This is a genomic window from Sulfidibacter corallicola, from assembly GCF_017498545.1.
Lineage (GTDB): Bacteria > Acidobacteriota > Holophagae > Acanthopleuribacterales > Acanthopleuribacteraceae > Sulfidibacter > Sulfidibacter corallicola.
The window spans coordinates 3,335,622-3,347,768 of record NZ_CP071793.1 but is presented as its reverse complement, the minus strand read 5'-3'; the positions used below and the strand labels follow the sequence as shown (position 1 = coordinate 3,347,768).

Here is a 12,147-nt window from a genome sequence, read left to right as displayed (position 1 = left end):
TTATATTCGGTTGAAGGACAGGATATTCTCTCTCCATTGCTCGGGGTTAGCAATGGCGTATTTTTTTCGAAACACGCAACAATTTGTGAATGTTCAATTTCTTGTCCGTGACGAGAAGCGGAGCCGGTTTTCGCGTGTTTTCGCGGCGACGCCCGCCCGGCATCAGGGCTGGTTGATATCGCTGGTGACCCTTTGGAACAATTCCGCGCGGGTGGGCAGTGGTTCGGGTTTTCCGGTTTCCACCGACTTGCGGATCACGGCGAAGACCAATTGTTCCTCGTCGCCGAAAATTTCGGGATATTCGCCCTGCAATCGTTCCAGCGCGTCGAGCGCTTGGGAGGCTTCGCCGCGTCGGTATTGGATCAGGGCCCCGAGGTAGGCCGACTTGTGGGGGCTCGAATCCAGCTCGCGCGACTGGGCCAGGGCCTGGGCGGCCTTTTCCAGGTGACCCATCTCCAGGTGGAGCTCGCTGATTCGCCGCAGGCTGGAAGCGTGGCCGGAGGGATATCCGAGGTCCCGAAAAATGGCGGCCGATTGGTCGTAGTGGGCCAGGGCCGATGTGCGCTTGCCGCGCTTCAGGTCGACCATGCCCAGGCACTGGTAGGCGTGTCCCTCCAGGAAGGCGTCGTTCAAGTCGGCGAATTCGGTCAGGGCCTGCTGGGCCAGGTCCTCGGCCTTCTGGAGCCGGTAGTTCTGTTCCGCGACGATGCTGAGATTGATCAACAGGTAGGAGGCGCTCTGGCGAATGCCCAGTTCGCGATAGACGGAGAAGGCTTCCTCGAAATGGCGCATCGCGGTGGTCAGGTCGCGTTCGGCCAGGGCCAGGGTGCCGAGGTTGTTGAGCAGATCGGCGCGTTTCTGGTCGTCTTCGATCAACATGGCGAAGGCCAGGGCCTCGTGGTAGTGCTTCTTGGCCTGTTCGCGGTCGCCCCTGGCGTTGGCCACCAGGCCGAGATTCTGGATCGCCTGGAATTCGCCGACGCGGTCGCCGAGGGACCGGAACAGCTCCAACGACTGGTTCAGGGTGCGCTCGGCTTCGGCGAATTGGTCGCGGCGCCAGTACATGATGGCCAGCCGGTTGAGATAGTGGGCGTGTCCGGATGTGTCCTCGTTGGCCAGGTAGAGTTCGCCGGCCTTTTCGTAGAGCGCCAGGGTCTTTTCCCAGTCGCCGTGTGATTTGGCGATGTCGCCCAGGAGTATGTAGCAATTGGCGCGCAGGGTCTTGTCGCCGTTCCGGCCGGCCAACTCCAGAATGCGATGGCACTGGCGTTCGGCCTCCTCCGAGTTGCCCAGCCGCTCCAAGCTGGCGGCCAGGTGGTACTGGGCCTTGATGAAGGAAGGATCGCGCTCCACGCAAATCTCGAAATACTTGAGGGCCGACTTGGGATAGCCCTGCTCCAGTTGGTGGTAGCCCATGGCCCAGATCAGCATGGCGTACGGATCTTCGGAAAAGACCGTCGACAGATCGGCCACCTGGGCGTGGGGGTTCAGGCGTCGCGACAGTTGCACCACCAGATCGCGGGCCACGTTCGGCAGGCTTTCGCCCATCACTTCGCCGGGTTTCAGTTCCACCGAATCGCGGTACAACCGGTAGGCAAGCCGATACCCGCCCGTTTCCGGATCCTTTGCGACCATGGTTTGGATGACCAGGTCCGAGCCGAGGGTTTCCGCGATCTGGCCGAGCTGGGCACCGCTGATCGGGTGATCGAAGGCCAGATTCAAGGGGTGGGTGACCTGGGCGACGTTGCCCACGTCCACCATGTCCAGGCCTTCGATGTCGCCCAAGCCGCGCGCCACCATTTGGGTCAGGCCGGTGGCGATCCAACCGCTGCCGGCGTCGCCGGTCTGGTCGATCATCGGCAGGAAGGCCGCCTGCAGTTTGTCGCCCTCGTCGATGATGCCGCGCGGTTTGTTCATCCAAACGCCGAACAGGCCGGCCGAAATCAACGAGACCGAAAACACCAGCGCGGCCAGCAGGCCCAGCCGGCGCTGTCGCCGGCGCACCGGTTTGTTGCGAATGCGGCGAATGCGACGGACCGCCTCGGGGGCGTTGATGCGCGCTTCGGGATCCAGCCGGGTCAGGTCGTCGACGAGGCGGATCAGTTCGGGATCCTGGCCCTGGACGATCGCGTTGATGGGGCGCCGTTCGCCCTTGCCGACCTTGACCAGCAGCGCCTGGTAGGGCAGGTGCCGTTTGTAGGCGGATTCCCCGGTCAGCATTTCCTGAATGATGATGCCGAACGAGTAGATGTCGCTGGCGGAGGTGGCGTCTTCGCCGCGGGCCTGCTCGGGGCTCATGTAACGCGGCGTACCGACCACGCTGCCATGCGTCGTTCGTTCCGAGGCGAAATTGCTGCCGTAACTGCCGCCGGGCGTGCGTTCGGAAAGGCTGGGGTCGCTGCGACCCACACTGTCGTCGGCCGGCTGCAGCGAGGCGCTCGGTGTCTCCGCCTCGATGTGCTCGGGCACGGTGGTCGTCAGGTCCGAGGGGCGCGCCAGGCCGAAGTCCAGCACCTTGACCGTGCCGTCGTCGGCGATCATGACGTTGTCGGGTTTGAGGTCGCGGTGCACGATTTGAGCGCGGTGCGCCACCTCCAACACCAGGCCGATGATTTCCGCCACGTGCAACAGGTCGAGGTCGCGCGGGTTCTCCTTGAGGGTGTGGCGCAGGGTCTTGCCCCGAATGAATTCGAGCACCAGCAGGTCGTAATCGTCGCGCTCGATGAGGTCGTAGATGCCGCAGATGTTGGGGTGGGAGAGGCGCGACAGGATCTGGGCCTCTCGGAAGAAGCGCGTTTTGGCGAGATGGCTCATGCGCTGTTGGATATTGACCGTCTTGAGCGCCACCTGACGGCCCAGCAAGTTGTCCGTGCCTCGGTACACCTCGCCCATGCCGCCCTTGGCGAGCAGTTCTTCCACTTTGAAGCGCCCGATTCGGGAGCCCGTGAGGTTCTTTGATGTCGCCGTCATTCCGTCACCGCCGCGAGTAGACCGGACCTTGACCGCCAAGGCTGGGCGTCAAAGGGAACCAGGGGGTTCCAGGCTCAGGGAGGGGTCGAAGGGAAACCTTTTGGGTTCCGGAATCGCCGGTCTGCCACTCGAGGGCCGCGCTTTCCGACGATTAGGGCTAGCCGTTGTCACGATTCAATAACTGATCCAGCCGCGCCGCGATTGCCTTCTCGGCATTATACCCCTTGATTTTCAGGAGATAGTGTTTGACTGCAATTTCGATGAGATTTTCCAGGTTTCGACCGGGTGCCACGGGTAACCGCAGGACGGGCCGGTCCACACCCAGAATCGCCAGGTTTTCGTTCGCTTGGAAGCAGTCGTAATTCTTCTTGGAGTCCCAGGTCTCCAGATACAGTACCAGGTCGATGGGATGTTGGTCCAGGACGCTGCCGATGCCGAACAGCTCCACGATGTTCACGATGCCGAGGCCGCGCACGTCCATATGGTCGCGGGTCAGCTCGTCGGCACGCCCGCAGAGACGGCCTTCGGGGTTGAGGAAGACCTGAACCACGTCGTCGGCCACCAATTGATGACCCTTCTTGATGAGGTCGAGGGCGTCGTCACTCTTGCCGATACCGCTCTTGCCGAGGATCAGGACCCCGAGTCCGCTGATGACGAGCAGGTTGCCGTGAAACGAGATGCAGGGCGCCAGCGCTTCCACGAGAATGCGACCCAACTTGACGATCAGGTCGCGATCACCGAGCTGGGATTGGAGCACGGGAATGGAGGCCTGGGCGAAGGCCGCGGTAAACCAGGAAGGCGGGCGAATGCCGCGACTCAGAAGGAGCCCGGCCGGCTGACATGCCAGGAGGGCGGCCAACCGATCGGGCGCCATGGTGTGACCGTGATCCGCCAGGAACGCGGCCTCGGAGTTGCCCAGCAGCGCCAGGCTGCCGGGCTCGAGATCGTCGCAATAGCCGGCCAGAGCCAACCCGAGCCGTTGAATCAGAGGGACCCTGATCTCGCGTGCCAGGTCACCCACCTGCTCGAAGTGGACCAGATCCAGATGATCTTCGGCCTCCAGCAGGGCGCGCACGGTGAGATGTCGACGACATTGTTTGCCACGTTCCAGGATGGAGTGGGACAAAACCTGCCAATAATCGTCTTCGCGGTCGTCTCGTGTGCTCACGGTCCCGGGGGCAAGGATTCAAGCACCGGGCTCGATGTAGCCGATGTGCCCGTCCTTGCGACGATAGACGACGTTGTAGTCGTCGGATTCATGATTGCGGAAGATGATGAATTCCTGGTCGAAGTTTGTCAATTCGTCGACGGCCTCTTCCAGGCTCATGGGTTTCACCACCGAATTGTCGGTGCGAATGATTTTCAATTCGCGGTCGGCCAAGACATCCGTGGCCCGCTCCTGTAAGGGCGAGCTGATCACGTGGTGCCGGATCGATTCATGGGTGTTGCGCTTTTTGCCGTTGAGTTTCTCTTTGGCTTTCTTGGCCTGGGCTTCCAATTTGTCGACCACTCGGTCGATCGAACCGAACATGTCGTTGGTTTCTTCGGCACAGACAAACGTGCGCTTGCGCGACAGGAACTTGATCTCTGCCTTGTGTCGGTATTTCTCCACGGAGAGGACGACGGTCACGTCCTGAATGTCATCGAGGTGTTTTGTCAAACGATCCAGTTTACCGATCGTGAAGCTCCGTACCCGATCCGTAATGTCTACACCGCGTCCGCTAAAATCAATTCTCATAGTTCCTCCGTGTCATTTAAATCTTTTTCCTGCGTTTGGATGACGAAGGAATGCCAAGCTCCTCGCGGTACTTGGCAACCGTGCGCCGCGCGATCTGAATGCCCTCACGGGTGAGGATCTTCACGATCGTCGCATCGCTATAGGGTTTTGCGGGTGACTCCTCGTTGCACAACTTGCGGATCTTCTCCTTGACCGCAAGCGACGAGACGTCCTCGCCATTCGCCGAGGCGAGGCCCGAACGGAAGAAGTACTTCAGTTCGAACACACCGCGCGGGGTGTGAACGTACTTGTTGTTCACCACCCGCGAAACCGTAGATTCGTGCATGCCGATATCGTCGGCCACTTCGCGCAGGACGAGCGGCTTCATGTATTCCACGCCGCGATCGAAGAAATCGCGCTGATGGCGGACCAGGGATTCGGCTACCTTGTAGATGGTTCGGTTGCGCTGATCGAGACTCTTGATCAGCCACATCGCCGATTTGAATTTGTCTTTGATGTAGTCGCTGGCGGCCTTGTCCGAATTGCGCGCCTGCTCCAGGATCTTGGGATACTGCGCCGATACCCGTAGACGCGGCGTCCCCTCGTCGTTGAGTTGGATCACGTATTCGTCGTCGACCTTCAGGATGTAGACGTCGGGCTGGATGTACTGCGGCGGCAGGGGAGCGAAGGCGCGTCCCGGTTCGGGGTCGAACTGCTTGATGGCTTCCAGGTATTCCTTGAGCTGCTCCTTGTCCACGTTGAGCAACTGCATCAGCTCTTTGTACTTCTGCTTGTAGATCAGGTCGAAGTGTTCCAGCAGCATGGTTTCCACATCGGTGCCGGCCCATTCCGAATAGGCGATCTGGATCTCGAGACACTCGCGCAGGTTGCGGGCGCCGACCCCCAGGGGATCGAACTCGCGGATGATCAGCCAGACTTCGGTCACCTCTTCCAGCTTCCAGCCGCCGGCCTCGCCGATCTCTTCCAGTTCGGCCGTCAGGCGACCCGCGTCGTTGATGTTGCCGATGATTTCGGTGCCGATCTCGAAGGCGCGATCGTGAATCGGCAGCAGGCCGAGCTGGTGCTCCAAATATTCCTGCAGCGTCTCGCGCTTGGTGACCATGTTCTCGAAGGAGGGATAGTCGCTGGGGTCGCGGAACTCCCGGTCGCGGTTCTTGGGCTGGTGATCGTTGAGATACTCCTGGAAGTAGGCATCCATGTCGATGTTGTCCAGCTTGTTGTCCATGCCGGTTTCGGTATCGGGCTTTTCGGCTTCGGTGTTGTTGGCGAATTCCTCGTCCGGCAGCTCGCGTTGATCCTCGAGGACCGGGTTCTCCAGCAATTCGTTCTGGATGGTGTCCGTCAGTTCCAGGCGCGACATCTGCAACAGCTTGATGGCCTGTTGCAAGCTCTGCGTCATGACGAGCTTTTGAGATAGCTTTAAGGATAACCTTTGTTCGAGTGCCATTACTGCTCCCGAGTATTAATCGAGCTTAAATTGATCACCGAGATAAGTCTTGCGGACCAGCTCGTCACGAGCCAGCATTTCCGGGGAGCCCTCCTTCAAAATGACACCGTCGCTCAGGATATAGGCACGTTGGGTGATCTTCAGGGTCTCGCGCACGTTGTGATCGGTGATCAGGACACCGATGTTCCTGGACTGTAATTTTTCAATGATCAATTGTATATCCCCCACCGCTTTGGGGTCAATCCCCGCAAAAGGTTCGTCCAGGAGGATGAAGGAGGGTTGGTTGGTCAGTGCACGGGCGATCTCCACCCGGCGTCGTTCCCCGCCACTCAACGAAAAACCCATGCCCCGGCGGATGTGTTCGACGTTGAAATCCACGAGTAATTGCTCCATGCGTTCCAGCCGTTCCTGCGAGCTGAGGTCCAGCAACTCCAAGGTCGCCAGCAGGTTCTCCTCGACGGTCATTCGCCGGAAAATACTCGCTTCCTGGGGCAGGTAGGATACGCCCTTGCGGGCGCGCTGGTACATGGGACTGTCGGTCAGGTCGCGGCCATTGAGCACGATGTTGCCGGAATCCGGCTTGATCAGGCCCACGATCATGTAAAAAGTAGTCGTTTTACCGGCTCCGTTGGGTCCCAACAGCCCGACTACCTCGCCCGCCGCGACCTTCAAACTGATGTCGCGGACAACCTGGCGCCCTTTGTATGACTTGGATAAGTGATTTGCTTCTAAGGTAACGGTCGAATGTTCTGCCATACGGTGATTCTAAAAGGGTCCTCGTGAGTGAATGAGTTGGCGTCCATCCAAGCTCGGCGCCGCGTGGGCGCGCCCCGGATCTTGGAATCGGACGGGCACGGTTTCAGGTCTCAGCAGTCAGGCATCGGTCATGCGATGACTCATAGCCAATTCCCTGACTCTTGATACCTGACACCGGGTACCGCTCGGTGCTCGGCGACCGATCGAGTAGGGCGAATCATTCGTGGAACCGGGCGATTTGGAATGATCACTAGTTATCCTTTAAGAGGCTGTTATCCAAGCTGTTGGAATTGATCGTCGTCATCCCGGAACCGGCACGCATCGTACCATCGTTCGGGTAATAGGTCAATTCCGGGCCCTTGAATTCGCCCGAGGGGTGATTGAAAACAACATCTCGATTGTTTCCAAGGAATTGGATGGTTTGGTCGACCCTGCTGTAGATCAATTCGTCGGCGCGGCCACTCACCGGCTGGGCGGTTTCGTCCTGCTGGTAGGAGCCCTTGAAAATCACGTCCTGGCGCGCCTTGAGGTAGTCCACGAAGCGCTTTTCGCCCTCTTCCACCAGGCCCACTTCGAGGAAATCGCACGACAGTTCGCCGTGTGGCGGCATGACCGCTTTTTCCACGTTCTGGAAGTGGAGCACGCTGGTGGCCTGCGAGAAGTTCATGGTCTTGGCGTCCAGTTGGAACAGGCCCTGTTCGGTCTGCATGTTCAGGCTGACCCGGTCGTCGGTGCGGACTTCGTAGAGATCCTCGTCGATCTGGCGAATGTCGATCTCGGCCGCGGTGATGGTGTGTTGGGCGTGTTGCAGTTTGGCGGGGGCGCCGCGCAGCTTGAAGTGGTGGCCCGGCAGGGCCAGGCGCAGTTCGTCGCCCCAACTGCGGGTGGGTTCGGGGTCGTCGGTGCGGTGGACGATTTCGACGAAGCGGAAGGCGAAGATCTCCTTGTCCTCCTGGTCCCAATTGGTCAACAGGATTTCGTCGCCGTAGATGCGCACTTCCTCGTCGGCATCGATCAGCTCGCTGCCCTGGCTGAAAATGATGTTGTGCTCGCGGTGGGAGACCCGCAGGTCGCCCGCCTTGCCGGTCTGGTTACCGTAGCGGAAGTGGGGTTTGCCGTGGATGAAGGTGCTGACCGCCACGCCGTTTTCGAACAGGGTCTCGATGCCCGACTCGCCCCGCAGGATCAAGTTGGGCGCATTCTCCTTGCGGGCCTGCACCTTGATGGCGGCCTGGCTTTGGAGCTTGCCCGGCATGCTGTCGATGACCGTCAGGTGCAGCGCGCCGGTGTCGGCCTCCAGTAGGTAGTCGTCCTCGGTCTTGGCCGTGAAATGGGCCTGGGCGCCGGTGCGGATGTCGCGCACCTGTTTGCCGCCCGCGTCGAATTGGGCGTCCAGGCGCGGTGACGTCAAGACGCCGTGATTCCAGGAAAAGCGGGCCGGGTTGCCGCGGACCTCGGCGCGTTCCAGGCGGAAGGGCACGTTGCGCGTGCCGCCGTTGAACAGGAACTCGATGGTCTCGGAAGACAGGGTGGAACTCTGTCCTCCGGTGCTGTAGCTGGTCAGGCGACCCTGATCCAGGGTGCCCCGGGCCTGGGCCGTGTCCAGGTGGAGACGATTGGCCGCAAGCGAAAGATGGACCTCGCTGTCGCGATCGATGTGGAACAGGGCCTCCCGCTCCAGGGTGACGTAGGCGAAGGGCTTGTACGCCAGGCCCACGCATTCGCCGCTGGAATTGCCCATGCGGAACTCGGCCGACGATTCGGTGCGGTAGACGCCTTCCGCGTCCACCGTGATCGGCCCCGGCGTCTCGATTTCCAAGCCGCCGTCCTCGCGGATCAGCACCTTGTCGTTCGAATCGGCCCGCAGGATTTGGCCGCCGTTCTCCAGGTTGCTGTAGCTGTCGGCCTTGATCGTGTAGCGGCGGTTGTTGCGCTCGAAGTGGAGTTCCAGGCCGCCTTGCAGTTCCAGGTTCTTCTCGCCCACCAGGGTGACCTCGCGCGAGGTGCCCGACTGAATCAGGCGGCCCTCGGAGTCGTAGGCCTTGTGGACCACGTCCTTGCCGTGTAAACCCTGGGTTCCGTTGGGTTTGGCAGGGCTCGATTTCTCGATGGGCACGGTTTGGGTGCGGGTCGAGATCCAGGCGAAAAAGGTCCCGGTTCCAATCATCAGCAGCACCAATAGCCGGCTCAACCATTTTTTGATCATAGGTTCGTTTTCCTGATGGGGACCTCGCGATTCACGGTGCGACCATGCGAAGGGGGCTAAGCGTAGCGTCAAAGCCCGGTGGACGCAAGGCCGGGGATCGCTCGACCCCGGGAAAGGGACCGCCGTGTACCTGACCGTCCCGGTCGCCGCGGTTCCGAGCAGGGTAGGGAGGGGAGGAATCCGGCGGCGCGGCTTCGCGCGTGGCCGTTGCGATAACGTCCGGCGCGAGGGCCTTCGCCTAGTTTACAATGGCAGACCCGTCGCGACACGAACTTTCGAATGGCGAATCGGTTGCGTCCCAGGGGAATACGCCGCACCCAGCGGCGTCCATCCCCCGAGACGCTCACCCCTCCGAGGGGCGCATCTCGATAATTTGGACCTGGTACTCGTCGCGAAAGGGCGTGAGCGAATAGACCAGGTCGACCGAGTCGAACCGCTCGAATTGTTCGCTGAGTTCGGATGGATGGTAGAAGCTGCACTTGCGCGCCACCTGGCCGTCGCTGGCCTCGAAATGGAACCAGGGGCCGCGGCGCACCGGTTCGGATTCCAAGATCAGGTTGGCGGTCATGAAGGCGGGCATGTGGTTGCCGATGCCGAACGGCTCCAGTTTGGAGATGATGGTGAACAGTTTCTTGTCCAGGTCCCGCCAGTCGACCACGGCATCCACATAGGAGATGCTCTGGTGACCCGAGGCCAGGCTCTGGGCCGCCAACAGCTCGTTCATGCGGTCCCGGAATTGGGGCACGTTGGTGACCGGCAACGAGACGCCGGCCGCTTCCGGGTGTCCCCCGAAGCTGTTCAGCAGGGAGGCGATGTGATGCATCGGCTCCAGGATGTTGAGGCCCGAAGTACCGCGAATGGATCCGTGCGCCTCGTGGTCGTCGAACGAGAGCACGCAGGCCGGACGGCGGTAACGACGGAGAATCTTGCAGGCCATGATGCCCAGGATGCCGCGGTGCCAGTGGCGGCCCGCCACCAGGATGAAGGGCGGCAGACACTTGCGGTAGGCGTGGCGAAGCTGGAGGTTGATTTTGGCTTCCAGATCGCGTTCCAACATCTGGCGCACCGAATTCATGCCGTCCATGGTGTCCACGATGCGGTTGATGTCCCGCGAGGACTGGCAGCGGAAGAAGGCGATCGCCGTATCGGGGTCGCCCAAGCGGCCGGGAGCGTTGATGCGCGGCGCCACCTTGAAGCTGATGTCCAGCGCGTTGGCGAAGCCGCGTACGCCGAGTTTGCGCAACAGGCAGCGAATCGGTCCCTGGTCCTCGCGATTGATCTCGCGCAGGCCTCGGGCCACGATCCAGCGGTTCTCCTCCCGCAGCGGGACCATGTCGGCGATGGTCCCGATGGCGGCGATCTTGAGATAGTCGCCCAGCAGGAGGGTCCCCGGAAACCGGTGATCCAGGGCCTGTACCAGCTTGAAGGCCACGCCCGCGCCGGAAAGCTCCGTGAACGGGTACTCGGAGCCCTCGGCCTTGGGGTTGAGCACGGCGAGGGCCTTGGGGCTCTCCTTGTCGGGCGTGTGGTGATCGGTGATGATCACGTCCAGGGCCATCTCGTTGGCGAAATCCATTTCTTCGAACGCCCGGGTACCGGTATCGACGGTGATCACCAGGCTGACGTTTTCCTCGTCCTTGAGCTGGCGCAGCCGTTCGCAATGCAGACCGACTCCCTCGAAGAAGCGATCGGGGATGTAATAGAACACGTCCCCGCCCAGCTCCTTCAGGGCTCGGGTCAGGATGGCGATGGCGGTGACGCCGTCGGCGTCGTAGTCACCGTAGATGCAGATGCGTTCCCCGTTGGCCAGGGCGCGCTCGATGCGGGCCACGGCCTTGTGCATGTCGGGGACGAGGAACGGGTCGGGCGGTTCGTAGGCGCAGGGATGGAGGAATTCCTCCACTTCCTGGTACTCGGGAATGTTGCGGTTCAGCAGGCATTTGGCGAGCAGCGGATCGATTTTGCAGGTTTTGGAGAGTTGGTCGATTTGGTCCGGGTCGGGCTCGAGAACTTGCCACTCCTTGCCCATTTCAACCTACCTGAGCGTAAATGCCCATATTTCTGAATTTTCGGTAACGGTCGTCCAGGAGCTTGTCGATCGACTGGTCGCAGAGCTGGGTGAGCTGGTCGCGCAGGTGATCGGCCAGGTTTTCCAACATGAGTTCCGGATGCGCGTGGGCGCCGCCCGGCGGCTCGTCGCAAATGCTGTCCACCAGGCCCAGTTTCTTCAGGCGCGAGGAGGTGAGGTGCAGCGACTCCGCGGCCTGTGAGGCCTGCTCGGCGTCTTTCCAAAGAATCGAGGCGCACCCTTCCGGCGAGATCACCGAATAGATGCCGTTGCGCAGAATGCAGACGTGGTCGCCGATACCGATCGCCAAGGCGCCACCGGAACCGCCCTCGCCGATGACGTAGACGATGATCGGCACTTCCAGCGTGGCCATTTCCTTGAGGTTGAGCGCGATCGCCTCGGCCTGGCCGCGTTCCTCGGCGTCGATGCCGGGGTAGGCGCCCGGCGTGTCGATGAAGCACACGATGGGACGTTTGAATTTCTCGGCCAACTTCATGATGCGCAGTGCTTTGCGGTAGCCCTCGGGGCGCGGCATACCGAAGTTGCGATGCAGTTTTTGCTTGATGTCGCGGCCCTTTTGGTGGCCGACCAGGCAGATCACGCGGCCTTCGAAGGTCCCGAAGCCGGCCATGATCGCCGGGTCGTCGGCGAAGCGGCGATCGCCGTGGAGTTCCTCGAAATCGGGACACAGGTGCTGCAGGTAGTCGCGCGTGTAGGGACGTTTGGGATGGCGGGCGACCTGGCAGGTCTGCCACTCGGTGAGGTTGCTGTAGATGTCGCGCTGCAGCTTGGTCAGCTTTTGCTCGTGTTTTTCAATGTCTTTGTCGCGTTTGGATGAAGGTGGTTGTGCTTTGAGACCCTCGAGCTTGGCTTTCAGCTCGATGATGGGTGCCTCGATGGCGTTGAGATCTTTACTCATGGTTCCATCACCTTTTAACCCGAGTTCGGCGATGTGTGGGGGT

Annotated in this window: 8 protein-coding genes; all 8 read right to left on the bottom strand. The window is 61.0% G+C overall.

Annotated features, from left to right (window positions below; translation table 11 throughout):
- Positions 1-162: 162 nt before the first annotated feature.
- Complete coding sequence (locus tag J3U87_RS34995) at positions 163-2,970, bottom strand: serine/threonine-protein kinase (protein ID WP_272932478.1); 2,808 nt, start codon at positions 2,968-2,970, stop codon at positions 163-165.
- Between the two features lie 157 nt (positions 2,971-3,127).
- Entirely contained in the window at positions 3,128-4,138 is a 1,011-nt protein-coding gene (gene hprK / locus J3U87_RS09505; protein ID WP_237382809.1) for an HPr(Ser) kinase/phosphatase, read from the bottom strand.
- A gap of 18 nt (positions 4,139-4,156) precedes the next feature.
- The gene (hpf, locus tag J3U87_RS09500; RefSeq protein ID WP_237382808.1) at positions 4,157-4,708 is read right to left on the bottom strand and encodes a ribosome hibernation-promoting factor, HPF/YfiA family; all 552 of its coding nucleotides are present in this window, start codon (positions 4,706-4,708) and stop codon (positions 4,157-4,159) included.
- A 16-nt stretch (positions 4,709-4,724) separates the two neighbouring features.
- A complete protein-coding gene (gene rpoN, locus J3U87_RS09495; RefSeq protein ID WP_272932477.1) occupies positions 4,725-6,155 on the bottom strand; it encodes an RNA polymerase factor sigma-54 in 1,431 nt (476 codons plus the stop codon).
- A 15-nt stretch (positions 6,156-6,170) separates the two neighbouring features.
- Positions 6,171-6,911 (bottom strand): LPS export ABC transporter ATP-binding protein, encoded by a 741-nt coding sequence (lptB, locus tag J3U87_RS09490; protein WP_237382806.1) that lies wholly within the window; start codon positions 6,909-6,911, stop codon positions 6,171-6,173.
- Between the two features lie 250 nt (positions 6,912-7,161).
- Entirely contained in the window at positions 7,162-9,117 is a 1,956-nt protein-coding gene (locus J3U87_RS09485) for a hypothetical protein (RefSeq protein WP_237382805.1), read from the bottom strand.
- Between the two features lie 343 nt (positions 9,118-9,460).
- A complete protein-coding gene (recJ, locus tag J3U87_RS09480; RefSeq protein ID WP_237382804.1) occupies positions 9,461-11,146 on the bottom strand; it encodes a single-stranded-DNA-specific exonuclease RecJ in 1,686 nt (561 codons plus the stop codon).
- 1 nt (position 11,147) lies between these two features.
- Complete coding sequence (locus tag J3U87_RS09475) at positions 11,148-12,104, bottom strand: acetyl-CoA carboxylase carboxyltransferase subunit alpha (RefSeq protein ID WP_237382803.1); 957 nt, start codon at positions 12,102-12,104, stop codon at positions 11,148-11,150.
- Positions 12,105-12,147: the final 43 nt, after the last annotated feature.